The organism is Micromonospora sp. bgisy143 (assembly GCF_057708145.1).
This window is the reverse complement of sequence record NZ_JBYIRN010000012.1, coordinates 73,799-97,409: the sequence shown is the minus strand read 5'-3', so window position 1 is coordinate 97,409 and position 23,611 is coordinate 73,799. Positions and strand designations below refer to the sequence as shown.

The 23,611-nt window shown below is 72.0% G+C and carries 17 protein-coding genes and 1 tRNA gene; 1 reads left to right on the top strand and 17 read right to left on the bottom strand.

What is annotated here, in order from left to right:
- Positions 1-15 precede the first annotated feature (15 nt).
- The 3 genes from AC3EN4_RS16325 to AC3EN4_RS16315 form a co-directional block, all read right to left on the bottom strand.
- Positions 16-1,254, bottom strand: a complete 1,239-nt coding sequence (locus AC3EN4_RS16325) for an FAD-dependent oxidoreductase (RefSeq protein ID WP_435206655.1) — start codon at positions 1,252-1,254, stop codon at positions 16-18.
- Entirely contained in the window at positions 1,244-3,367 is a 2,124-nt protein-coding gene (locus AC3EN4_RS16320) for an MMPL family transporter (protein WP_435206654.1), read from the bottom strand. Before AC3EN4_RS16320 ends, AC3EN4_RS16325 begins: the two co-directional genes overlap by 11 nt.
- Positions 3,368-3,801: 434 nt before the next feature.
- Positions 3,802-3,874 (bottom strand) — tRNA-Asn (locus tag AC3EN4_RS16315).
- A gap of 296 nt (positions 3,875-4,170) precedes the next feature.
- Between AC3EN4_RS16315 and AC3EN4_RS16310 the strand changes: the two genes are divergently transcribed.
- Entirely contained in the window at positions 4,171-4,569 is a 399-nt protein-coding gene (locus AC3EN4_RS16310) for a hypothetical protein (RefSeq protein WP_355051320.1), read from the top strand.
- A gap of 341 nt (positions 4,570-4,910) precedes the next feature.
- Here the strand turns inward: AC3EN4_RS16310 and AC3EN4_RS16305 are convergent, their stop codons facing one another.
- The 14 genes from AC3EN4_RS16305 to AC3EN4_RS16240 form a co-directional block, all read right to left on the bottom strand.
- A complete protein-coding gene (locus AC3EN4_RS16305) occupies positions 4,911-5,918 on the bottom strand; it encodes a sugar phosphate isomerase/epimerase family protein (protein ID WP_435206653.1) in 1,008 nt (335 codons plus the stop codon).
- A 370-nt stretch (positions 5,919-6,288) separates the two neighbouring features.
- Positions 6,289-6,783, bottom strand: a complete 495-nt coding sequence (locus AC3EN4_RS16300; RefSeq protein WP_435206652.1) for a sensor histidine kinase — start codon at positions 6,781-6,783, stop codon at positions 6,289-6,291.
- A gap of 165 nt (positions 6,784-6,948) precedes the next feature.
- A complete protein-coding gene (locus tag AC3EN4_RS16295; protein ID WP_435206651.1) occupies positions 6,949-9,063 on the bottom strand; it encodes a ThuA domain-containing protein in 2,115 nt (704 codons plus the stop codon).
- Between the two features lie 60 nt (positions 9,064-9,123).
- Positions 9,124-11,982, bottom strand: a complete 2,859-nt coding sequence (locus tag AC3EN4_RS16290; protein WP_435206650.1) for a PQQ-dependent sugar dehydrogenase — start codon at positions 11,980-11,982, stop codon at positions 9,124-9,126.
- Positions 11,983-12,199: 217 nt separating this feature from the next.
- Positions 12,200-13,267, bottom strand: a complete 1,068-nt coding sequence (locus AC3EN4_RS16285) for a polyprenyl synthetase family protein (protein WP_435206649.1) — start codon at positions 13,265-13,267, stop codon at positions 12,200-12,202.
- On the bottom strand, positions 13,264-14,679 hold the full coding sequence (locus AC3EN4_RS16280; RefSeq protein WP_435206648.1) for an alkaline phosphatase family protein: 1,416 nt from the start codon (positions 14,677-14,679) through the stop codon (positions 13,264-13,266). Before AC3EN4_RS16280 ends, AC3EN4_RS16285 begins: the two co-directional genes overlap by 4 nt.
- Positions 14,676-15,875, bottom strand: coding sequence for a metabolite traffic protein EboE (eboE, locus tag AC3EN4_RS16275; protein WP_435206647.1), 1,200 nt, complete (start codon positions 15,873-15,875; stop codon positions 14,676-14,678). The genes AC3EN4_RS16280 and eboE overlap by 4 nt, the downstream gene beginning before the upstream one ends.
- Positions 15,875-16,732, bottom strand: coding sequence for a TatD family hydrolase (locus tag AC3EN4_RS16270; RefSeq protein ID WP_422736388.1), 858 nt, complete (start codon positions 16,730-16,732; stop codon positions 15,875-15,877). The genes eboE and AC3EN4_RS16270 overlap by 1 nt, the downstream gene beginning before the upstream one ends.
- A gap of 1 nt (position 16,733) precedes the next feature.
- The gene (locus AC3EN4_RS16265) at positions 16,734-17,342 is read right to left on the bottom strand and encodes an EboA domain-containing protein (RefSeq protein WP_422736389.1); all 609 of its coding nucleotides are present in this window, start codon (positions 17,340-17,342) and stop codon (positions 16,734-16,736) included.
- A gap of 73 nt (positions 17,343-17,415) precedes the next feature.
- The gene (locus AC3EN4_RS16260) at positions 17,416-18,483 is read right to left on the bottom strand and encodes a sugar phosphate isomerase/epimerase family protein (RefSeq protein ID WP_435206646.1); all 1,068 of its coding nucleotides are present in this window, start codon (positions 18,481-18,483) and stop codon (positions 17,416-17,418) included.
- Positions 18,480-19,439, bottom strand: a complete 960-nt coding sequence (locus tag AC3EN4_RS16255) for an SCO3242 family prenyltransferase (protein WP_435206645.1) — start codon at positions 19,437-19,439, stop codon at positions 18,480-18,482. The genes AC3EN4_RS16260 and AC3EN4_RS16255 overlap by 4 nt, the downstream gene beginning before the upstream one ends.
- Positions 19,423-20,589 carry an inositol-3-phosphate synthase gene (locus AC3EN4_RS16250; RefSeq protein ID WP_435206644.1) on the bottom strand — a complete coding sequence of 389 codons (1,167 nt, stop codon included), beginning with the start codon at positions 20,587-20,589 and terminating at the stop codon, positions 19,423-19,425. The genes AC3EN4_RS16255 and AC3EN4_RS16250 overlap by 17 nt, the downstream gene beginning before the upstream one ends.
- A 642-nt stretch (positions 20,590-21,231) precedes the next feature.
- Entirely contained in the window at positions 21,232-22,422 is a 1,191-nt protein-coding gene (locus AC3EN4_RS16245; RefSeq protein ID WP_435206710.1) for a Gfo/Idh/MocA family protein, read from the bottom strand.
- 54 nt (positions 22,423-22,476) lie between these two features.
- Positions 22,477-23,529, bottom strand: coding sequence for a substrate-binding domain-containing protein (locus AC3EN4_RS16240; protein WP_357175797.1), 1,053 nt, complete (start codon positions 23,527-23,529; stop codon positions 22,477-22,479).
- Between the last annotated feature and the right edge of the window lie 82 nt (positions 23,530-23,611).

The window sequence follows — 23,611 nt, the reverse complement described above, 5'->3', positions numbered from 1 at the left end:
GTTTTCGGCGTCAGGTCAGCCGGCGCGCAGTTCCTCGAGCACCGCGCCGGCGGCACGCCAACCACTGGCGAGAGCGCCCTGGATCGATGGGCTGTCCCGGTGGTCACCGGCCACGAACAGCCCCTGCCCGAGCGCGACGGGCTTGCGCAGCCGCCCCTGCGGGGGCGGGGCGGCGGGCAGCGCGTCCGGTATGGACACGGTGGTGAGATGCGTCCAGTCGGCGGTGGATCGTCCGTACAGCCGGGTCAACTCGGTCCGGATGGTCGGTTCGGGCGGGGCCGTCGGACCGACCACCGAGGTGGCCACGAGATGCCGACCCGCCGGGGCGTAGGTCGGGACGGCGTTGCTGAGTACCACCGTGTTCGCCACGATCTCCCGGCGGTCGCCGTCGACGAGCAGGATCGGCTCGCGAAGCGGCGGTTCGGGAGCGCTGTGGTAGTACGTGGTGTAGCTGTGCATCCGTACCGTCGACAGAGCCGGCAGCAGCGCGGCCGCGGCGGGCGGGTCGACGGCGACCACGACGGCCCGGCATCTGATGTCGCCGGCCTGCGTGCGGACCAGGCCGGGCGCGACCTGCGCGACCGGGGTGTCCAGGTCGAGCAGGTCGACTGGGAGCGGCTCGGCGATGGCCCGGGGCAGCGCGGCCATCCCCTCGGCGGGCAGGCCGATGCGGCCCCGGGCGAACGAGCGCAGCACCATCGCGAACACATGGCTGGAGGTCGCCAACTCCCGGTCGATGAACACACCGGACAGGAACGGCCGCAGCAGCTCCTCGATGATCGCGTCGGAGAGAGCGGCCCGGCGCAGCGCCGTCTCGGTGCTGGTCTCCGGCGCGGCGAGCAGCCGGGACGCCGGCAGCGTGGCGGCCCCGGTGGCGAGCGCGGCGAAGCGGAGCCGGTCGAGCAGCGAACCGACGCCGGCGAGGGCGGTACGCGGGCCGCCGCTCGGCTGGCGCAGCGGGTTGACCAGCCGCAGCAGGTCGTCACCCTTACGGACAAGCACGCCGGAGGTGAAGTAGCCGAGGTTCAGGCGGTCGGTGTCGAGCAGCGTGCCGAGTCGCGGGTAGGCGGTGTTGAGCACTTGGAAGCCACGATCGATCAGGTACCCGTCGACGACGTCGGTGGCGACCCGACCGCCGAGCCGGCCGCCGGCCTCCACCAGCCGCCAGGGCACGCCGGCGCGGTGCAGCCGGCGGGCGGCGGCGAGGCCCGCCAGGCCGCCGCCGACGACCACCACGTCGGTCTCAGCCAGCATCGCGCGCCTCCCGCTCACCGTTCGTCCGGGACAACCGGCCCGGCCACCAGATCTTCGGCCCGATGTCGTACGCGAGCGCGGGCACCAGCAGCGACCGGACGATGATCGTGTCGATCAGTACCCCGACCGCGACCGCCGTACCCAACTCGACGAGCACCACCAGCGGCAGCACGGCGAGGGCCGAGAACGTCGCGGCGAGCACGATGCCGGCGGACGTGATCACCCCACCGGTGACGGCGAGGCCGGCGAGCACACCGGCCCGGGTACCCCGCTTGACCGACTCCTCGCGGACCCGGCTCATCAGGAAGATGTTGTAGTCGATGCCGAGCGCGACCAGGAACACGAACGCGAACAGCGGGAACGATGAGTCCACGCCGGGAAAGTCGAAGACGTGCCGGAACAGCAGCGCGCAGAGCCCGAGGGTGGCCGCGAAGCTGAGCAGCACCGTGCCGATGAGCAGCAGCGGCGCGAGCAGGGCGCGCAGCAGCAGGGCCAGGATCACCGCGATGACCACCAGCACCACCGGGATGATGACGTTCTGGTCGCGCTTCGCGGCGTCCGAGGTGTCCACGTTGATCGCGGTGAAGCCGCCGACCACGGCGTCCGCGCCGGGCACCCGGTGTACGGCCTCCCGCAGGTCGCGGATGGTCCGCTCCGCGCCGTCACTGTCCGGCGGGTCGGTGAGGGTCGCCTCCAGCTGCACCCGACCGTCGACGACCTTCGGGGCGGCGTTGCGGTCGGGCGGCCCGCCCTGCTGGCCGTCGCTGAACGGGCGGACGTCGGCGACCCCGGGGACGCCCTGCGCGATTTCTGCCACCCGCTGTGCGGACTGCTCGGTGGCGAAGATGGTGGCCGGACTGCCGGTGCCGGCCGGGTAGTGCCGGGCGATCACCTCCTGACCGTCCACCGAGTCGGTGCGCTGGGTGAACAGGTCGGACTGCCCGAGGATGGTCGCGCCGAGCTGGGTGAGACCGAGCGTGAGCACCGCCAGCACGACGGCGGTGCTCAACCAGATCGGACGGGCGTGCCGGGCCACGAACCCGGCGACCCGACTCCAGATGCCGTGCTCGGCCTGCGGGTCCGCCCGGTCGACCCGGGGGCGTCGGGGCCAGAACGCCCACCGGCCGCCGAGCACCAGCAGCGCGGGCAGGAAGGTGAGCATCACCAGCAGCGTGGCGACGATCCCGATGGCGGCGACCGGCCCGAGCGACCGGTTGGAGTTCAGGCTGGACAGCAGCAGGCACAGCAGGCTGACGATCACCGTGCCGCCGGAGGCGATGATGGCCGGCGCAGCACCCCGCCACGCGGCCCGCATCGCGCTCCACGGCCGGTCGTGGCGGTGCAACTCCTCCCGGTAACGGGCGATCAGCAGCAGCGCGTAGTCCGTGCCGGCACCGAAGACCAGCACGGTGAGGATGCCCTGTGCCTGCCCGTTCAGCTTGAGGACGTCGGCGTCGGCGAGCAGGTAGACGAAGACGGCGGCGAGGGCGTACGACATCCCGGCGGCCAGCAGCGGGAAGATCCACAGGACCGGGCTGCGGTAGACGATCAGCAGGATGATCAGCACCACCACGAGCGTGACGAGCAGCAGTGGCCCGTCGATGGCGGAGAAGACCTCGATCAGGTCGGCGAGCAGACCGGCCGGGCCGGCGACGTCCACGGTCAGACCGTCCCGGTCGCCCCCGGCGATGTCGCGCACCTGTTGGACGACCGAACCGATCTGCTCGCCCTCGGCGTCGTCGACCGGCACGATGACCTGTAGCGCCTGACCGTCCTCGCTCGGGATGGGCGGCGGCAGCGGGGTGACCACGCCCGGCACCTGGGCGAACCGGGCGGCGTCGGCGGCGACCCGCTGCCGGTCGGCGTCGGTGATCCCCGACGACCGCTCGTAGACCACCAGCGCCGGGGTGGTCTGCCGGTCGACGAAGCCACCGGCGAGATCCTGGGCCCGGGTCGCCTCGGCGTCGGTGGGCAGGAAGGCGGCGTTGTCGTTGGTGGAGACCTCACTGAGCCGTCCGGCGTACGGGCCGGCCACCGCGCCGATCACCAACCAGGCCAGCACGACCGCCACCGCGACCAGCGTGGCCCGACCGAAGCCTCCTCGTCCGGACATCCGCCCTCACTCCAAGAATCGACGCATCAATCGACGCAGCGGGAGTCTAAGTCGACACCGACCATCCTGCCGGCCAGCCCACCCCCAAGCACCCCAAACCAACCCATTCCGCCCCGGCACAGGGTGCGCACGCCAAGATCCTCACAACATCAGGGAAGTTGCCGCATCCGCCGCGCGGGAAGCAGCAACATCCCCGAAGTTGCTGCCACGAACGCCAACCTGCCCGCCCCGCACACCCACGCGCCGCCGCGCGGCCGGCATGATCGCGCCGATCTTGCAGTTTCGGTTGTCGAAAGGCGCACTAAATCCCGATATGCCACCGCAGAAAGTGCAAGATCGACGGCACGGGGGGCGGGTCGCGAGGGCCAGGGCTGGGGTGGGCATGCGGGAACGCCCGTCGGCGTGGGCCGACGGGCGTTGGTGTGGAGCAGAAGCTCCCCCGATTGGACTCGAACCAATAACCTGCCGGTTAACAGCCGGCTGCTCTGCCAATTGAGCTACAGGGGATCGTGCACCGCTCGAAACCGGATCTCGCCGGCACCGTGCGACGGGGACAAGAGTACAGGACATCCCCCGGTGGTGGTCCAGTGGGTTCCACCGGTAACCCGCCATGATCCAGGTTCGCAGGTCAGGGACGGCGATGCGATCACAATCAGGGCAAATCGTCATCCGGGCACAAGCAGGCTTGAGCGGGGAGCAGGATGGGTAGTTAGCTGCGGACAGAGGACGCAGGCGCGAATTGGCCGCGCCCGGCGGGGCGACCCGACGGGGGCGACGGCGCGTCAGGTACGGAAGGAGCCGCCATGCGCGGAAAGATCATGTTTCTTGGCGGGCTGGCTGCGGGATTCGTCCTGGGCGCCCGTGCCGGCCGGGAGAAGTACGAAGAGCTCGTGGTCCGGGGCCGCAAGGTGCTCGACCACCCGACCGTCCAGGAGGCGGCCGGGGTCGCGCAGGCCCAGGCCAACCGGCTCTACAGCGAGGGCAAGGACAAGCTCGGCCAGACCAAGCTGGGCGAGAAGCTGGGCAACGGCAGCACCGGCAAGCAGGAGCTGACCGCCGCCGACGACGCGTTCGCCGGCACGCCCGCCACCGTGGGCGCCAAGGCGGGCAGCAGCCCGGTCGGCACGACCTCCGGGTCGCCGTCGGCCACCACCCCCCGCACCAAGCCGTCCGGCTCGGGCACCAACGCAAGCACGCTCTGACCCACCCGCACGTCAACGGGCCGGCCGCCGCGAGGCGACCGGCCCGTGGTCTGTCAAGACCATGCTCCAACCGACCTGCCAACCGGCCCGCTGGCCAAGGAGCCCGACCGGCCAAGGAGCCCAACCGGCCGAGAAGACCCACCGACCAAGGCTCACCGCCAAGAAGGCCAACCGGCCCATGGGCCAAGAAGGCCAACCGGCCGACCGGCCAAGCGGCCAAGAAGGCCGAGCGGCCCACGGGCCAAGCGGCCAAGCGGCCGACCGGCCAACGGGTCAACCGGCTAAGAAGGCCGACCGGACCGTGGCCCGGCCCGGTGGTCGTCGGGCCGGGCGGCGGCTCGTCAGTCCTTGCTGCTGAACGCCGCGTCGAAGGCGGCGCTCGGGGCGTCGAAGGCGAGTCGGCGGACGAACTGCAGCGCCTCCGGGGCACCGAGCAGACGGTCCATGCCGGCGTCCTCCCACTCGATCGAGATCGGGCCGTCGTAGCCGATCGCGTTCAACGCGCGGAAGCAGTCCTCCCAGGGCACGTCGCCGTGGCCGGTGGAGACGAAGTCCCAGCCGCGGCGCAGGTCGGCCCAGGGCAGGTGCGAGGCGAGGCGGCCGCGCCGGCCGTCGCCGGTACGCACCTTCGCGTCCTTGCAGTCGACGTGGTAGATCCGGTCGGCGAAGTCGAAGATGAAGTTCACCGGGTCCAGCTCCTGCCAGACGAAGTGCGACGGGTCCCAGTTGAGCCCGAACGCGGGCCGGTTGCCGATCGCCTCCAGCGTCCGCTTCGTGGTCCAGTAGTCGTACGCGATCTCGCTGGGGTGCACCTCGTGCGCGAACCGCACCCCGACCTCGTCGAAGACGTCGAGGATCGGGTTCCACCGGTCGGCGAAGTCCTGGTAGCCGCGCTCGATCATCGACGGCGGCACCGGCGGGAACATCGCCAGGGTGTGCCAGATCGACGAGCCGGTGAAGCCGACGACGGTGTTCACCCCGAGCTTCGCCGCCGCCCGCGCGGTGTCCTTGATCTCCTCGGCGGCCCGCTGGCGGACGCCCTCGGGCTCCCCGTCACCCCAGATGCGGCCGGGCAGGATGTCCTTGTGCCGCTCGTCGATCGGGTGGTCGCAGACCGCCTGACCGACCAGGTGGTTGGAGATCGTGAAGACCTGGAGGTTGTGCTTGGCCAGGGTCTCCTTCTTGCGCTCGATGTACGAGTCGTCGGCGAGCGCCTTGTCGACCTCGAAGTGGTCGCCCCAGCAGGCGATCTCCAGACCGTCGTAGCCCCACTCGGAGGCGAGCCGGCAGACCTCTTCGAACGGCAGGTCGGCCCACTGGCCGGTGAAGAGCGTGATGGGTCGCGCCATTGTCCTTCTCCCCTGATGTGATGGGGATTCCGTTGTGCGGACCGGGGCGAGGGTGACCGGTCAGACCGGTACGCGGCACCGGGGCGGAACGCCGGTGGGTGCCGAGCGCACCTGAGCCCGGCGGGTTGCGCCTCCCACCGGGTCACCGGCCACCGTCACGGTCGCCGCCCCCACCCTATTTCCGCCGGGCCCATCGCGAAAGCCCCCGACCACCACCCGACCTCATCACGAAAGCCCCGGACCGCCACCAGGCCGCATCACAAAGCCCGGGACCGTGACCCGGGCCCATCGCGAAAGCCCTCGACCGCCACCAGGCCGCATCGCGAATCCCCCGGACCGCCACCAGGCCGCATCACAAAGCCCGGGACCGTCACCCGGCCACTTCTTCGGGGGCCGGCAGGACCGCCCGGACGGTGAAGCCGCCGTCGGGGTTCGGGCCGGCGCTCAGGGTGCCGCCGACCCGTTCGACGCGACGGCGTACCGCGAGCAGACCGCCACCGGCACCCGGCGCGCGCTCCACGGGCGGCCCGCCGTTGTCGCGTACCTCGATGGTGATGCCCTCGTCGTCGTAGCGCAGGCGGACCGCGACCGCCGCGCCCGGCGCGTGCCGGCACGCGTTGGTCAGGGCCTCTTCGATGACCCGGTACGCCGCCACGTCCACCGCCTCGGGTAGCGGCCGGGGCGCCCCGGCCAGGCTCCAGCGCACGGGCTGACCTGCGGCGAAACCCTCCACCAGGGCGTCGAGGCGGTTCAGGCTGGGTGTCGGTCCGGTCAGCGGGTCGGGCTCGTCGACCTGACGCAGCGCGTCGTGCAGCCGGTGGCCCTGCGCCTGGACCATCCGGAGCCATCGCGCGTAACGCCCCATGCCGGTCAAGGTACGGCAGCCGGTTGGGGGTCGGCCGGCGGCGTCCACCCGACGCGCGGGACGCCGTCGGCGCGGCGGCGGTGAGGTACCGCCGCGCCGGCGGCGTCATCGGGTGGTACGCCGGGGCCGCCGGTCATGTCCGACGGCCCCAGCGGGCTCGGTGGGTCAGGGCAGGGTCCACTTCTGGTTGGCCGCGCCGTTGCAGGTCCAGAGGTGCACGATGGTGCTGTCGGCGGAGTTGTTGCCGGACACGTCGAGGCACTTGTTCGAGGACGTGTTGCGCAGGCTGCCGTCGGACTGGGCCGACCAGTTCTGCGCGCCGGTGCCGTTGCAGGTCCAGAGCTGGATCTTGGTGCCGTCCGCGGTGCCGGCGCCGTTGACGTCGAGGCACTTGCCGAGCGCCTTGATGGTCGAGTTCGGCGTCACGGTCCAGGTCTGCGCCGTGCTGCCGTTGCAGGTGTAGATCTGGATCTGGGTGCCGTCGGCGGTGGCGCCGTTGCGGACGTCCAGGCACTTGCCGGCGAGGCCCTTGACCGGGCCGACGCCGGAACCGCCACCGGTGCCCTTGACCAGGGTGAAGTCGTCCACGTCGAAGAGCCCGGTGCCGCTGCCGTTGAACGTGAGGTACAGGTTCTGGGTGCCGGACGGGACGTTCGACAGCGTCGTGGTGACGTTGGCGTACGTGTCCCAGCTACCGGTGTTGGGAACCGTGACCGTGCCCAGCACCGGGCCGGTGGCCGAGCCGGTGCGGACTGCGATGGTGCCGCCCGCGCCGCCGGAGACGACCCGGGTGGTGAACGAGGTGACGCCGGTCAGGTTCACGCCGTTGTACGCGGCCCAGTCACCCGGGTCGACGTAGCCGAGCGTCTGCCCACCGTTGGCGCCGGCCTTGGTGAACGCGCTGACGCCGTTGGCCGAGCTGAACGCCTCGGCCTGGACCGTGGTGTTGCCGGTCGGCGGGTTGCTGCCGCCCAGCTCCTTGATCCGGATGTTGCGGAAGTAGGCGTCGTCACCCGTACCGTGGTTCTGGATGCCGATGTGGCCGGCCAGCGACCGTACCGGATTGGTGTTGGTGAAGTCGTTGATCTTCACCCCGTTGAGGAAGACCTGGAGCCGTTCCCCCTCGACCAGCAGCTCGTAGGTGTTCCACTCCCCCGGCGCGTTCAACGCCGCGTCGCGGGCCGCGATGTCGGCGGCCTTGTACGTGTAGACCGCGCCGGTGGTGCGGTCTACCGCGTCGGTGGCGTCGATCTGGACCTCGTAGCCGTTGTCGATCGCCGACTGCGGGTCGTTCGACGGCGGGAAGCCGATGAAGATGCCCGAGTTGTCGTCGCCGGCCAGCTTCCAGTCCAGCTTCAGCGAGTAGTTGGTGAACTGCTTCGCGCTGTACCAGTAGAGGCCCATGCCGCCGACGGAGGTGAGGGTGGCGTCGGAGTTGGTGAAGTTGCCCGGGCCGGCCTGCGACCAGCCGGTGGTGGAGCCGTTGTAGAGCGGGGTGTAGCCGGTCTCGGGCCGGCAGTCGGCCTTGCTCCGGCCGGCCGCGTACCGGATGCCACCGAGCAGGTGGTTGCGGAAGGCCGGCTCGGCGTACGACGCCTGGGTGTGCCCGCTTCCGGTGTAGAAGGAGCGGCCGCCGCTGTAGCTCTTGCACCAGGAGTGCGGGTGGTCGGCGCCCATGCCGCCGCCGGAGTACGACGACTCGTCGAGCGTGGCGAGCACGTGCGCGGTGGATCGGGCGTTGGTGCGGTAGTTGTACCACTCGTCGGTGCGGGTCCAGGTCTGCGGCAGGTGCCCGGTGGCGGCGTGCCCCCGGTCCTCCACCTTGACGTTGGCCTGCTGGATGGCCGGGTGCGAGGCGAACCACGCGCCGACCAGGTTGCCGTAGAACGGCCAGTCGTACTCGGTGTCGGCGGCGGCGTGCACGCCCACGTACCCGCGGCCCGAGCCGATGTACGACTCGAAGGCGGTCTGCTGGGTGGCGTTGAGCACGTCGCCGGTGGTGTTGAGGAAGACGACCGCCTCGTACTGGGCGAGGTTCGCGGTGGTGAACGCGGCGGCGTCCTCGGTGGCGGTGACCGTGAAGTTGTTCGCCGCGCCCAGGTCACGGATGGTCTGGATGCCGACCGGGATGGCGTCGTGCCGGAAGCCGGCGGTCTTGGAGAAGACCAGCACGTCGTACGGGGCGTCGGCGGCGCTGGCCGGGGTGGCCGGGGTGGTGCAGGCGATGACGGCGAGGGCGGCGGTGCTCACGCCGACAACGGATCGCAGGAGTCTGCGCATGTCGCTCTCCTTCGGGCGGTGGGAGGGGCTCCCGGGACGGTGGGAGCCCCTCCGCTCAGCTCAGGGCAGGGTCCACTTCTGGTTCGCCGCACCGCTGACACAGGTCCACAGGTGGACCACCGTGCTGTCCGCGGAGTTGTTGCCGGAGACGTCCAGGCACTTGCCGGACGCCGCGTTGCGGATCGTGCCGTCGGCCTGCGCGGACCAGTTCTGTGCCCCGGTGCCGTTGCAGGTGTAGAGCTGGATCTTGGTGCCGTCGGCGGTGCCGGCACCGGAGACGTCGAGACACTTGCCCAACGACTTGATGGTGGAGTTCGGCGTGACCGCCCAGGTCTGGGCCGCGCTGCCGTTGCAGGTGTAGATCTGGATCTGCGTGCCGTCGGCGGTGGCGGCGTTGCGCACGTCCAGGCACTTGCCGCCCAGGCCCTTGATCAGGCCGGTTCCGCCGGTCGGGGCCGAGCCGGTGGTGAAGGTGAACGCGTCCAGGTCGTAGAGCGCGCCGGTCCCGGTACCCGCGAAGGTCAGGTAGAGCGTGGTGGTGCCGGTCGGCGGGTTGGTGATCGCCCCCGTGACGGTGGTGAAGGTTTCCCAACCACCGGTCACCGGAACGGTCGCGGAGCCGAGCACCGTGCCGGTGGCCGAGCCGGCCCGCACCTGGAGGGTGCCGCCGCTGCCGGCGGACGAGACCCGGGCGGTGAAGGAGGTGACGTTGCCGAGCCGGTACGGCTGGAAGGCGATCCAGTCGCCGTTGTTGATGTCGCCGACGGTCTTGCCGCCCTCGGCCGGGGTCTTGCTGAACACGTTGATGCCGGAGGAGCTGCCGAAGAACTCGGCCTGGCGGTGCCGCGGCGGCAGGGTGTGCTGGGTGTGCGTGGTCAGGCCGCCCGCGTCGGTGTACTCGGCGTCGAAGATGGCGAAGATGTTCGCCGCGTCGTCGTGCTCGCCGTCGACCGGGATGGTGATCGAGCCGGAGCAGCCGGTCTTCGAGGTGATCTGGTGCCCGTGCTGGTCGTGGCCGAGCACGTAGGTCATCTTGACCTTGGTGCAGTCGATCGTGCCGTCCTCCGGGTCGGTCACCGTGATGCTGTACGGCACGGTGTCACCGAAGCTGAACAGCTGGCCGTTGCCGGGGTTGTTGATGGTCACCGTGGGCGCGGTGTTGCCGACGTTGATCTGCACGCTGGCGCTGCCGGTGGCGCCCTGCGGGTCCCGGACGGTCAGCGTCGCCGTGTAGGTGCCGTTGGTGCTGTACGTCTTCGTCGGGTTCGCCGCCGTGGAGGTGGTGCCGTCGCCGAACGCCCACGAGTAGGTGAGCGCCCCGCCCTCGGGGTCGGACGAGCCGGCCGAGGAGAACGTCACGGTCAGCGGTGCCGCGCCGGACGTCTTGTTGGCGCTCGCCGCGGCGCTGGGGGCCCGGTTGCCGCCGCCGACGTAGTCGAAGCGGTAGAGCGCCGAGTTGGCGTCACCGTTGAAGTAGCCGGTGCCGTAGTCGAGCACGTAGTACGAGCCGTCCGGACCGAAAGCCGAGTCCATCACCTGCTTGCCGACCCACGGGAAGGTGTCGATGGTGCCCCGGGAGCCGTCGGAGTTGACGTGGATGGGCTTGATCCAGCCCCGGCCGAACTCGGTGGCGAAGAACTGTCCGTCGAACGACTGCGGGAACTTGGTGGTGGAGGTCGACGAGGCGTTGTACCGGTAGACCGGGCCACCCATCGGCGACTCGGAGCCGCCGCCGAACTCGGTGGGGGTGCCGGCGTCGCCGGCGTACCGGATCCACGCCGGCTGGGCCGGCGGCAGGGTGGTCAGGCCGGTGTTGCGGAACGAGTTGTTGGTCGGACCGCCGGTGCAGTTGTACTTCGCCCCGCTGGTGTTGGTGGCGAAGTCCCACTCGTTGTACGTCTCGGTGCTGGTGTTGGTGCCGGTGCAGTACGGCCAGCCGTAGTTGCCCGGTGCCGCGACCCGGTTGAACTCCACCTGGCCGGACGGGCCACGGGTGGCGCTGGTGGAACCTGCGTCCGGCCCGTAGTCACCGACGTAGACGACCCCGGTGCCCTTGTCCACACTGATCCGGAACGGGTTGCGGAACCCCATCGCGTAGATCTCCGGCCGCGTCTTGGCGGTGCCGGGCGCGAACAGGTTGCCCGACGGGATGGAGTACGTCCCGTTGGCGTTCACCTTGATCCGCAGGATCTTGCCCCGCAGGTCGTTGGTGTTGCCGGCGCTGCGCTGCGCGTCGTACGCCGGGTTGCGGTTGGTCCGCTCGTCCAGCGGCGAGTAGCCGGCGGACTCGAACGGGTTGGTGTCGTCGCCGGTGGACAGGTAGAGGTTGCCGGCGGCGTCGAAGTCGATGTCCCCTCCGACGTGGCAGCACAGGCCGCGGTCGGCCGGTACGTCGAGGACGTCGACCTTGCTGGCCTGGTTGAGCGTGAAGTCGCTGTTGAGGGTGAACCGGGAGAGGCGGTTCACTCCCTGCCAGGCCGAGAAGTCGGTGCCGGTCGCGGGGGCGTCGCCGGCGGGGGTGGACAGCGGCGGCGCGTAGTAGAGAAAGATCTGCCGGTTGCTGGCGAAGTTCGGATCGACGCCGACGCCCTGCAGGCCCTCCTCGTCGTGGTTGTAGACCGACAGGGTGCCGATCACCGAGGTGGTGCCGTTCGCGTCGGTGCGGCGCAGGGTGCCGTTGCGGGCGGTGTGCAGGACCGAGCGGTCCGGCAGGACGGCCAGCGACATCGGCTCACCCATGTCGGTTACACCGCGGGCGAGTTCGACCTGCTGGAAGTCGCTGGCGTTGATCGTGTGCGCCGAGGCCGGTGTCGCGCTGGCCGTGAGGGTGACCGTGCCGGCCGCGGCCACCAGGAGCAGGGCCGATCCGGCGGAGAACCATCGTCGGGACCGTTGGGTGGGTCTGTCCTTCATGGACATCTGTGGTGTCCCTTCCTGACGAAGAGGCCAGGGCGGGGCGCGCGCCGTCGCGCCGGATGCCGTAGCGGGTGGTGGGGTCGATGGGTTACCGCGCCGCCGGTTCACCTCGACGAAACATTGTCGTGTTGGCCCCGACACTAAGTCGCAAGCGTCGATGTGTCCATACCTTCCGGTAGGACAGCATGAACTTTCGTCGATTTGATCGAAAGTCGGCGGGTCAGGCGTGCCGGTCGATGGCCTGCGCGGCCAACGCGACCAGGGCGGCCCGGGCCTCCTCGCTGACCGCCGCGCTCTGCAACGCGGTCAGCGCGGCCTCGGTGCGTACCCGGATCATCTGCTCGATCCGGTCCCGCGCGCCGGTGGCCTCGATGATCTCGCGCAGGTCCGCCGCGCCGTCGGTGTCCAGCGACGGGTTGCCGAACAGCTCCCGCAATCGCGCGGTCTGCGACCGGTCCGCGGCGCTGCGGGCCAGCGCCATCATCACCGTGGGTTTGCCCTCGCGCAGGTCGTCCAGGATCGACTTGCCGGTGACCGCCGGATCACCGAAGACGCCCAACACGTCGTCGCGGAGTTGGAACGCGTCCCCCAACGGGTCGCCGAACTCGCCGAGCGCGGCGATCAGCTCCGGGCTCCCGCCGGCCAGCGCCGCCCCGATCTGCAACGGCCGGGTGACCGTGTACCGGGCCGCCTTCATCCGGATCACGGTGAGCGCGCTGGCGACCGAGCCGTCGCCCACCCCGGAGACCAGGTCCAGGTACTCCCCCGCGATCACCTCGGTACGCATCAGCGCGAACACCGCGTACCCCCGGTGCACCTGCTCGGTCTCCAGCCCGCACTCGTGGAACATCTGGTCGGACCAGGCCGCACAGAGGTCGCCGCAGAGCAGCGCGGTGTTGCGCCCGTACGCCTCGGGGTCGCCGCGCCAGGACGAACGGGTGTGCAGGTCGGCGAAGAGCCGGTGCACCGACGGTTCGCCCCGGCGGCGGTCACTGCCGTCCAGGATGTCGTCGTGGATCAGCGCGAACGCGTGGAACAGTTCCAACGCCGCCGCGGCCACCACGATCGGGGTGGCGTCGGCTGCCCCGGCACCGCGCCAACCCCAGTAGCAGAAGAGGGGGCGTAGCCGCTTCCCGCCGGCCAGCACGAACCGTTGCAGCGCGGTGAACACGCCCCGGGGCGCGCCGTCCGGCCAGTCCGGGCCCTGCCGGTCGAGGAAGGCGGCCAGCTCCGCGTCGAAGCGCGCCCGCAGACCGCTGGTGTCGGTGGGCGCGACGGTGACGGTCACGTCCGATCTCCCGGACCCTGGGCACCGGCACCGCTTAACCCGGCCAGCTCCAGTAACAGCCCCTTGACCTCGGTGGCCGCGATCCGGTCCCGGGCGGCGGAGGGGTCGGAGCAGAGCAGCACCGGGGCGTCCGCCGGGTCGCTGGGCAGCCGCCCGTGCGAGCCACGGATCGCGCGGGCGCCGGCGTCCAGGCCGACGGCGCTCATCAGGTAGCGCATGCCGAGCTTCTTGCGGGCCAACGCCACCCCTGCGCGCGCCTTGGCCGCGCCGGGATTGACCGGGTCGAAGAAGAGTTCGGCGGGGTCGTACCCCGGCTTGCGGTGGATCTCGACCAGCCGGGCGAAGTCGGGCGCGCGGGCGTCGTCCAGCCAGTAGTAGTAGGTGAACCAGGAGTCCGGCTCGGCCACCAGCACCAGCTCGCCGGCGCGCGGGTGGTCCAGCCCGTGCGCGGCCTTGCCCTCGGCGTCGAGCACCTCGGCCACGCCGGGCAGCCCGGCGCAGAGCTTCGCCACCGCCGGCACGTCGGCCGGGTCCTTGACGTAGACGTGGGCGACCTGGTGGTCGGCGACGGCGAACGCCTTCGACGTCCACGGGTCGAGGTACTCCATGCCGGCCTGGGTGTGCACCCGCAGCAACCCCTCGCTGCGCAGCAGCCGGTTGACGTCGACCGGCCGGGACACGTCGGTGATGCCGTACTCGGAGAGCACCACCACGGTGGCGTCCCGGGCACGGGCGGCGTCCAGCAGCGGCCCGAGGACGGCGTCCAGCTCGGCCGCCGCCGTGGCGGCCTGCGGCGACGAGGGACCGTACCGTTGCAGGTCGTAGTCCAGGTGGGGGACGTAGACCAGGGTCAGGTCGGGTGACACGTCGGCCAGGATCTGCTCGGCCGCCTGGCAGATCCACTTCGACGACGGCAGCGCGGCCGTAGGCCCCCAGTAGGTGAACAGCGGGAAGGTGCCCAGCCGCCCGGTGAGCGCGTCGTGCAGCTCCGGCGGGTCGGTGTAGCAGTCCGGCTCCTTGCGGCCGTCGGCGTAGTACACCGGGCGGGGCGTGACGGTCCAGTTGACGTCCGCGCCCATGGCGTACCACCAGCAGACGTTGGCGACCGTGTAGCCCGGCTCGGCCCGGCGGGCCGCGTGCCAGAGCTTGTCCCCACCGACCAGGGCGTTGTGCTGCCGCCACAGCAGCACCTCGCCCAGCTCCCGGAAGTACCACCCGTTGCCGACGATGCCGTGCCCGCTGGGCTGCTCGCCGGTGAGGAAGGTGGACTGCACCGAGCAGGTCACCGCGGGCAGCACCGTGCCCAGTTCGGCCCGGAAGCCGCCGTCGGCGACGCCGCGCAGCCGAGGCATGTGCTTCAGCAGTCGCGGGGTCAGCCCCACCACGTCGAGGACCACCAGTCGCCGGCTCATCGCGTCACCTCCATGCTCTCGGTTCGGTAGGTGGTCAGCCCGAGGCCGACCAGTTCGTCGCGGGCGAAGGCCAGCTCGGCGGCGATGCCGGCGGCCAGCTCCGCGTCGGTGCCGGGCCGCCGTGCGGCCGGCAGGACACCCCAGGTGTACGTCTCGACGTCGAGGTGGTCGCAGCCGGCGACCGGCCCCTCGAAGAGCGCTCTCAGGGCCGCACGGAGAACCGGCAGGGTCGAGCCGAGCGGCTCCTCGGGCGGGGCGTGCAGGGGCACGTGGTAGTGCACCCGCCACGGGCCGGGCACCTTCCGGTCCAGCGCCTCGTCGAGGTCGTCGGCGGCGTACGCCTCGTCGGCCGGGTCGGCCGCGCCCGCGCAGCCGGCGCCGCGGGTCTGGTGCAGGAAACGCGGCTCCACCCAGCGGCGCAGCGCGTCGGCGCCACCGTCCGGGTCGGCCGCCTCGACGGCTGCGGAGACCTGCACCTTCACCACCGGCAGCCCGGCCGTCCGCAGCCGGTCCAGCGCCGCCGCCGGCTCCTCCCACGCGCAGGCCAGGTGCGCGAGGTCGAGGCAGACGCCCAGCCGGTCGGTGTCCATGCCGGACAGCAGCGCGGCGGCCTGCCCGGTGCTCTCCACCACGCAGCCGGGCTCCGGCTCGAACGCCACCCGTACCTCGCGGCCGGTGTCCCGCTGCACGGCGGCCAGGCCGGCCGCGAGCGCATCGAGCCGCCGCCGGGCGGCGTCCTCCATGTCCGCGTTCCACGGCCGCCGCCAGGCCAGCGGCAGGGTCGAGATCGAGCCCCGGGCCGCGTCGTCCGGCAGCAGGTCCGCGAGCACCCGGGCCAGATCCAGGGTGTACGACAGCCGCTCCTCGGTCGTCCAGTCCGGGTGGTACACGTCCTGCTTGACCACCGGGGCCTGGAAGGCCGCGTACGGGAAGCCGTTGAGGGTGACCACCTCCAGACCGCGCGCGTCCAGTTCGGCGCGGAGCCGGCGGCGCAGCGTTCGGTCGGCGGCCAGTTCGGCGGCGACCGGGGCGGCCAGCCACAGACCGAGCCCGAGCAGGTCGCTGCCAAGCGTCTGCCGCACCGGCACGGCGTAGGTGTCCAGTTGGGCGAGGATGCCGGCCAGGTCCTCGGCGGGGTGCACGTTGGTGCAGTAGCCGAGGTGCACGGTCTCGCCGCCGGAATGTCGCAGCCGCATCAGCTGCCGCCGCGCAGGATCGAGTTGCCGGTCTGCGGGTCCACGGCGGCGGGCTCCGCCAGGTCGCCGAGGTCGAGCCGCCCCGACTGCCCGTAGAACTCCACCGGGTTGCGCCACAGCACCTTGTCGACGTCGTCGTCGCTGAACCCGGCCTGGAGCATCGCCTCGCCGGTGGCCCGGGTCAGCAACGGATCGGAGCGTCCCCAGTCGGCCGCCGAGTTGACCAGCATCCGTTCCGTGCCGTACTCGCGCAGCAGCTCGACCATCCGCGACGGGGTCATCTTGGTGTCCGGGTAGATGGAGAAGCCCAGCCAGCAGCCGCTGTCCTTGACGAGCTTGACGGTCACCTCGTTGAGGTGGTCGACCACCACCCGACCCGCGTCGATGCCGGACTCGGCGACCACGGCGAGGGTGCGTTCGCAGCCCCGGGCCTTGTCCCGGTGCGGGGTGTGCACCAGCGCCGGCAGGTCGTACGCCACGGCGAGGGCCAGCTGGGCGGCGAACGCCTCGTCCTCCTCGGGCGTCATCGAGTCGTACCCGATCTCGCCGACCGCCACCACCCCGTCCTTGTCCAGGTAGCGGGGCAGCAGGTCGAGCACCGGACGGCAGCGCGGGTCGTTGGCCTCCTTGGGGTTGAGCGCGATGGTGGCGAAGTGGCGCACCCCGAACTGCCCGGCCCGGAACGGCTCCCAGCCGATCAGCGAGTCGAAGTAGTCGACGAACGACGCGGCGCTGGTGCGCGGCTGCCCCAGCCAGAACGCCGGCTCCACCAGCGCGCGCACGCCGGCGGCGGCCATCCGTTCGTAGTCGTCGGTGGTGCGCGAGGTCATGTGGATGTGTGGGTCGAAGATGCGCATGTCACGCCTCCCGGGGCAGTGCGGCGGTGAGCCGGTGGAGCAGGTCGGTGGCGTCGGCGGGCAGGTCGCGGCCGGCGGCGTGCCGTTCGGCGGCGAGCGCGGCGAGCATCGCCGCCAACTCACCGTCGGCCCGGCTGTCCAGGTCGGCCACCGCGGCGAGGGGCACCCCGCTGAACACGCACTTGAGCACCGCCTGCCGCCAGGCGGCCGGATCGAGGTGCCGGGCGTACGGGCCGAGCGCGGCGGCGACCAACCGGGTGTCGTTGGTCCGGATCGCGTCGTGCAGCAGCGGCACCCCGGCGTCGCCGATCGGCAGCAGCGGCAACGCCCGCAGCACGGCCCGCCGTTCGGCGGCGTCACCGTGCTGGTAGAGGCTCACGGCGTGCTCGGCGTGCTCGCCGGGCAGGCTGGTCAGCAGCAGCACCCGGGCCGCGTCGTCGGCGGTCCAGCCGGGCGCGTCGGGCAGCGCGGCCCGACCACAGCGCCGGCCGACGGCCGGAAAGAGCCGGGTGATCGCGGTGGGCTCGGCCGCGACCCGGCGCAGCGCCGTGTCCAGCCAGTCGGGATCGGGTACGCCTCGCAGCGCGGCCCGCAGTGAATCCGGTGTCATCCCGTCTCCTCCCCTTGTGCTGCTGTGCTGCTGCGCTGCTGCGCGGGTGCCCGAGCGCGTCCTTTGCTCTGCTTCACTCCACGCGTCGGTCGGTGTCCGGATCTGTTGCGTCCGTTGAAGCAGAGCAAAGGGCGTCGGTGGGTACCTTCTGTCGCCGGCGGTCACCGATTGTTGAGGTGACCGCCGCGGCACGCAGGAAATCAATGGACCGGGCGGCCACGGCGGGCGCGGCGTGCGAGTCGCGAGGTAGCTCCACCGCCACCAGGCCGCGGTAGCCGGCATCGGCCAGGGCGGCCAGCACCGGCGGAAAGTCGATCTCGCCGGTACCGAACTCCAGGTGCTCGTGCACACCCCGGCGCATGTCGTCGATCTGCACGTTGACCAGGTGCTCGGCCACCTCGGCGACGCACTGCGGCACCGGCCACGGCTCAAGGCACCGACAGTGGCCGATGTCGAGGGTGATGCCGAGGCGGGCCGGCCCGCCGAGCGCGGCGTGCAGGCGACGCCAGTCGGCGATGTCCTGCACCAGCATTCCCGGCTCCGGTTCGAAGCCGAGGGTCACGCCCGCGCTGTCGGCGGCGTCGACCACGGTGGCGCAGCCGGACACCAGCCGGTCCCAGGCGCACTGCGGCGACACCGTCGCCGGCCGGACGCCGGCCCAGAACGAGACGGCCTCCGCGCCCAGGTCGGCGCCGATCCGTACCGCCCGGCGCAGGAACTCGATCCGCCGGGTGGGGTCGTCGTGCAGCAGCGTCGGGGCGTGCTTGTGCCACGGGTCCAGCAGGTAGCGGGCCCCGGTCTCGATCACCAACCCGAGGCCCAGCGCGGACAGCCGCCGGCCGACCGCGGCGATCCGGCGGGTGAGGCCGGGCGCGAACGGGTCCAGGTGGTCGTGGTCCAGGGTGAGCGCCACGCCGTCGTAGCCCAGGTCAGCGATGACGGCGAGCGCGTCGTCGAGCCGGTGGTTGGCGAAGCCGTTCGTGCCGTACCCGAGGCGCAGCGTCGTCGCGTCAGCCCGGGCAGCGTCGGCCGGCGCGGCGTCGGCCAGCGTCGTCGCGTCGGCCGGCGCGGTGGCGAGCTGCGCGGCGTCGGCCTGCGGCTGCACGGTGTCGGGGACGCGGCGGGGCTGAGGCACGGTCATGTCGGGGAGACCTTCCGGGCCAGCCGACGGCCCAGCGGCGCGGCCGCCGCGACGGCCAGCCCGAGCAGGCCGGCGCCGCCCCGGGCGGTGAGCGCGCCCTGGAGGGCGGGCAGGCCGGTGATCCCGGCGCCCACCGCCGCGCGGACCTTCGGAGCCGACGGGTCCCGGACCACCTGGGCCTGGGCCGCGCCGTAGCGGACGGCGTACCACCCGGCCAGCACGGCGGGCACCGCCGCGGCGATCCCTCTCGACCAGGCCCGGCCCACACCCACGTCGGCCCGCTCGTCGGTCCGTCCGGCCTCGACATTCCCAGCGCGGCGGGCACCCGTGTCGGCAGGTCGGCGCGCGCCGGGAACGGCGACGGCGGCGCTCGCGGCCACCACGGCGGTGCCGGCCAGGGTACGCATCGGCAGGGCGGCGTCCGCGCCGCTGACCTCACGACGGGACAGCGCGGTGACCGTCCAGGTGTGAGCCGCGACGGTGGCCGCCGAGGGCAGCGCCCGGGCCAGCCGACCGCCGGACGCGCCCAGCAGCACGTCCAGCCCTCGGCAGGCGGCCATCACGGCGGGGCCGGCGGCGGTGTTCTTGGCCAGCAGGTCGTACCCCCAGATGCTGGCGGCCAGCGGCACCGCGAGCGCGGCGGCGCGGCGACCGCCCACGGCGGCGGCCAGGCCGACACCGGCGGCGGTGAGGCCGGCGGCGAGGCCCAGCGCGGCGGTCGGGGTGACCCGGCCGCTGGGGATCGGCCGTTCCGGGCGTTCCTCGGCGTCGAGCCGCCGGTCGGCCCAGTCGTTGGCGGCCATGCCGGCCCAGTAGAGCAGGACCGACGCGCCCGCCAGGGCGGGGGTACGAGGGCTCAGCGCGCCGGCGGCGGCCGCGCCGGCCACCACGTCCCCGGGGACCGAGAGCGCGGCCGGCGCGCGGACCAGCTCGGCCAGGTCAGCCAGCGTGGTCATGGCCACCGTCCGGACCGGCGTGCAGCCGCCGCGCGAAGTCGGTCAGCCGGGCCCACTGCTCGGCCAGCGAGTGGGTCGGCGTGTCGAGCGGGTCCTTGAAGAAGAAACCCAGGTCGGCCAGCGGCCCGACATACCCGGCGGCGTGCGCGGCGGCGGTCAGCCGGGCCAGGTCGAGCACCAGCGGCGCGGCCAGCGCCGAGTCGCAGCCGTGCCAGGTGAACTCCATCCGCATGCCGGTGCCGAGGAAGCCGGCGAACGTGATCAGATCCCAGGCGGTCTTGAAGTCGCCCAGCTCCTCGACGTACTCGATGCGGGTGTTGCCCTGCGGGACGTAGCCCAGCGTCTCGCCCAGCACACGCTGCTTGCTCTGCACCTTGGCCGCGTTGGCGCCCGGGTCGGCCAGGGTGGCGCCGTCGCCGCCGCCGAGCAGGTTCATCCCGGACCAGGAGCGGACGGCGAGGTTACGCATCGCGAACATCGGCGCGAGCACCGACTTGATCAGGGTCTCGCCGGTCTTGCCGTCGTGTCCCGCGTACGGCAGGCGGCGTTCCTGGGCCAGGGCGGCGAGCGCCGGCAGCCGCAGGCCGGTCGAGGGCGTGAAGTCGACGTAGGGGCAGTCGGCCAGCAGCGCCGCGTACGCGTACAGCGAGCTGGGCGGCAGCACCTCGTCGGGGCCGTCGAGGGCGGCGCGCAGCGCGGCCGGCTCGGCGTGTCCCGGGTGCGGTCGCGGCGTCGGTTCGGTGGCGGAGACGTTCACCACCACCACCCGGTCCAGTTCGTGGCGCTCCCGGAAACTGGTCAGGTCCCGGGCGACGGCGGCGGCCCGGTCGGCCTGGGTGTCGCCGACCGGCGCGGGGCGCACCTCCTGCTCGACCACGCCCAACTCGTCGCGGAGCGCGGCTACCAGCCGCCCGGGGATGACACCGGCGTCGGCCAACGCCTCGGCGCGCTTGCACAACGGCGTGGTGGCCACGTCGTGTCCACCAAAGACGAGATCAGCGAAGGCCGGTAGGGCCGGCCCGCGCAGCTCGGGAAGCTCGGTCACGCAGCCGGTCGGCCCGGCCAGGCCGGCTCGCAGCGCGAGCCCCCCGACGATGCTGGTGGTCGCGACGGAACCGCGCGCTCCTACCAGCCAGACACCTGTTCGCATGGTGCTCCTTCCCCACTACCGAGGAACCGTCGGTACCGCTAAATATAGGAATATCAGAATATGTTTCGGAAAGATACGGCCCAGTTTCGGGAAAGTTTCGGGCCGGATGGATGGGCCCCGCCCGCCCGACCCGTACCGGTACGACGCCGGTCCGGCGTCGGCGTCGGCGGCGACGACGACGGACCGGATCTCGGCACGGGTACGGGCAGACGGGGCTGGCAGGCAGGGTCGGTCGGCGTCTCGACCCTGCCTCCCCCGCATCCGCCGGCCGGGGCGTTGGCATGCCCCGACCGGACGTCTCAGGTTGCCGCGCCCACCGGATCGTCGACCGGGGTGCGGTCCGCCGGACGGTGGCGGACGGAAGCGGTGCGGGTGGGGGCAGCGGCGGGCGATGTCATCGGGTCCTCCGGATCGCCAGGGGTGGTGGCGGTCCTCCGGTGCGGCCGGGGAATCCCGGTCCGGTCGCACCGGACGACCGTCCTGCTCGTGCGCCACCGGGCCGTGGGGCCCGGCTGCACACTCTCCGGAGCCGACCTCGTCCCGGCCGCGGGGCGCAAACCGCGGCCGGTCCCTCGCCGGTCGGCTCCGGAAAGCCGGTCGGGCGACGGCGGCGCGAACACCGCCGTCGCGGATGGTCAGGGGTCAGACGGCGACCACGGTCAGCGCCGGTTCCACGTCGGTCCACGAGGAACCGGTCTCCGCCGAACGGGTCACCGCGTCCAGCACGAGCTGGACCTGCAACGCGTCGGCGAAGGACGGCGCCGGGTCGGTGCCGGTGGCGATCGCCTCGATGAGATCGCGCATCTGGTGCGTGAAGGAGTGCTCGTAGCCGATGATGTGGCCCGGCGGCCACCACGCCGACATGTACGGGTGGTCGCCCTCGGTCACCAGGATCCGGCTGAAGCCCTGCTCGAGCGTCGGCCGGGTGGCGTCGTAGAACTCCAACTCGTTGAGCCGCTCCAGGTCGAAGACCACGCTGCCCAGCGAGCCGTTGATCTCGACACGCAGGGCGTTCTTGCGGCCCGTGGCGAACCGGCTCGCCTCGTACGTGGCCAGGGCGCCACCGTCGAGCCGGGCCACGAAGACCGCGGCGTCGTCGACGGTGACCGGCCCGGTGGCCGGAGCGCCGCCGTCGGCCGAGTCGCCGTCGACGGTGGCGGCCAGCCCGCTCGACTCGGCCGGCAACGGCCGCTCCTTGACGAACGTCTCGGTGATCGCACTGACGCCGGTGATCTGCTGGCCGACGACGAACTGCGTCAGGTCGATGATGTGCGCACCGATGTCACCGAGCGCGCCGGAGCCCGCCCTGTCCTTCTGCAAGCGCCAGACCAGCGGGAACTGCGGATCGACGATCCAGTCCTGCAGGTACGTCGCGCGGACGTGGCGGATCACCCCGAGTCGGCCCTCGGCGACCATCTGGCGCATCATCGTGACCGCGGGGACCCGGCGGTAGTTGAACCCGCACATCGACCGCACCCCGGCGGCGCGGGCGGTGTCCGCCGCGGCGGTCATCGCCCGTGCCTCGGCCACCGTGTTGGCCAGCGGCTTCTCGCACAGCACGTGCTTGCCGGCGGCCAACGCGGCGAGGGCGATCTCGGCGTGACTGTCGCCCGGTGTGCAGACGTCGACCACGTCGATGTCGTCCCGGTTGACCAGGTCACGCCAGTCGGTCGTGTACGCGTCCCAGCCGAGCCGGTCCGCCGCGTCGGACACCGCTGTGGTGTCCCGGCCGCAGATCAGCGCCATCCGGGCCCGCGCCGGCAGGTCGTACACGCGGTTCACGGTGCGCCACGCCTGCGAGTGCGCGGCGCCCATGAACGCGTAACCGACCATGCCGATCCGCAGTTCTCTGTCTGTCGTGGACAAGGTGGGTCTCCCCCCGGTATGTCAGAACCCGAGCTTGTCGTAGCTGCTCGCGTTCTCCTTGGTGATCGTCTCGGAGGCGAGGGTCACTTCCTTGGGCACCTGCAGCTCCGTCAGGTCGCCCAGGCCCCGGCCCTGCGCGATGAGCCGCGCGAGCGAGATCGCCGAGGACGCCATCGACGGGTTGTAGGTGACCGTCGCCTTCAGCACCGAGTTGTCGGCCTTGATCGCGTCGATCGCGAGCTTGGAGCCCGCGCCGCCGACCATGAAGAACTCCGACCGGTTGGCCTGCTTGACGGCCGCGAGCACACCGATGCCCTGGTCGTCGTCGTGGTTCCAGATCGCGTCGATCTTCGGCAGCGCCTGCAGGAGCTGGGCCGCCTCGCGCTGGCCACTGTCCGAGGTGAACTCGGCCGAGCGCCGGTTGCTCACCTTGAACCCGTAGGTCGCCAGGGCGGCCTTGAAGCCCTCGCTGCGCTCGACCGTCAGCGGGATCTCCAGGCCGGCGATCTCACCGATGACCGGGTTGGCGACGCCCTTGTCCTTGAGCATCTTGCCGATGAAGTGGCCGGCGGAGACGCCCATGCCGTAGTTGTCGCCCTTGATCACCAGCCGCGAGGCCAGCGCGTCGGGGAACGCCCGGTCGAGGTTGACGATCGGGATGCCGGCCTGCATGGCCTGGAGAGCAACGGCGTTGACCTCCTTGCCGTCGTGCGGCAGCACGACGATGATGTCCGGCTTCTGGGCGATCAGGGTGCCGAGCGTGGAGCGCTGGGCCTCCGAGTTCGACCCGCCGTCGACCTCCTTGAACTCCACGTCCGAGTACGCCGCGGCCTGCGCCTTGGCGTTGGCGTGGATCGCGCCCATCCAGCCGTGGTCGGCAGCCGGGGCGGAGAAGCCGATGACCACCTTCTTGCCCGGAGCGTTGTTGCCCTCGGCGTTGCCGGCGGCCTTGGTCTGCGTGCTGGCGGCCGGGGTCTCGTTGCTGGTGCAGGCGGTCAGCAGGGTGGCGGCGCCGACCGCGGCACCACCGAAGAGCAACCGGCGGCGCGACAGGTCGCGACTGTTCTGGGTCATGAACGACCTCCTGGGAGCGGGTTTTCACATGGGTGAGGGTGTGCGAGGTCCGGCCACCGTCGAAGATCTCGACGTCGCCAGG

What these genes read in the sequence shown, in the direction of transcription:
- AC3EN4_RS16310 (WP_355051320.1), top strand. Translation starts at nt 4,171, where the DNA reads ATGCGCGGAAAGATCATGTTTCTTGGCGGGCTGGCTGCGGGATTCGTC.
- AC3EN4_RS16325 (WP_435206655.1), bottom strand. Translation starts at nt 1,254, where the DNA reads ATGCTGGCTGAGACCGACGTGGTGGTCGTCGGCGGCGGCCTGGCGGGC.
- AC3EN4_RS16245 (WP_435206710.1), bottom strand. Translation starts at nt 22,422, where the DNA reads ATGGTCGGTTACGCGTTCATGGGCGCCGCGCACTCGCAGGCGTGGCGC.
- AC3EN4_RS16280 (WP_435206648.1), bottom strand. Translation starts at nt 14,679, where the DNA reads ATGAGCCGGCGACTGGTGGTCCTCGACGTGGTGGGGCTGACCCCGCGA.
- AC3EN4_RS16305 (WP_435206653.1), bottom strand. Translation starts at nt 5,918, where the DNA reads ATGGCGCGACCCATCACGCTCTTCACCGGCCAGTGGGCCGACCTGCCG.
- AC3EN4_RS16320 (WP_435206654.1), bottom strand. Translation starts at nt 3,367, where the DNA reads ATGTCCGGACGAGGAGGCTTCGGTCGGGCCACGCTGGTCGCGGTGGCG.
- AC3EN4_RS16240 (WP_357175797.1), bottom strand. Translation starts at nt 23,529, where the DNA reads ATGACCCAGAACAGTCGCGACCTGTCGCGCCGCCGGTTGCTCTTCGGT.
- AC3EN4_RS16255 (WP_435206645.1), bottom strand. Translation starts at nt 19,439, where the DNA reads ATGACCACGCTGGCTGACCTGGCCGAGCTGGTCCGCGCGCCGGCCGCG.
- AC3EN4_RS16295 (WP_435206651.1), bottom strand. Translation starts at nt 9,063, where the DNA reads ATGCGCAGACTCCTGCGATCCGTTGTCGGCGTGAGCACCGCCGCCCTC.
- AC3EN4_RS16265 (WP_422736389.1), bottom strand. Translation starts at nt 17,342, where the DNA reads ATGACACCGGATTCACTGCGGGCCGCGCTGCGAGGCGTACCCGATCCC.
- AC3EN4_RS16250 (WP_435206644.1), bottom strand. Translation starts at nt 20,589, where the DNA reads ATGCGAACAGGTGTCTGGCTGGTAGGAGCGCGCGGTTCCGTCGCGACC.
- AC3EN4_RS16270 (WP_422736388.1), bottom strand. Translation starts at nt 16,732, where the DNA reads ATGCGCATCTTCGACCCACACATCCACATGACCTCGCGCACCACCGAC.
- eboE (WP_435206647.1), bottom strand. Translation starts at nt 15,875, where the DNA reads ATGCGGCTGCGACATTCCGGCGGCGAGACCGTGCACCTCGGCTACTGC.
- AC3EN4_RS16260 (WP_435206646.1), bottom strand. Translation starts at nt 18,483, where the DNA reads ATGACCGTGCCTCAGCCCCGCCGCGTCCCCGACACCGTGCAGCCGCAG.
- AC3EN4_RS16290 (WP_435206650.1), bottom strand. Translation starts at nt 11,982, where the DNA reads ATGTCCATGAAGGACAGACCCACCCAACGGTCCCGACGATGGTTCTCC.
- AC3EN4_RS16300 (WP_435206652.1), bottom strand. Translation starts at nt 6,783, where the DNA reads ATGGGGCGTTACGCGCGATGGCTCCGGATGGTCCAGGCGCAGGGCCAC.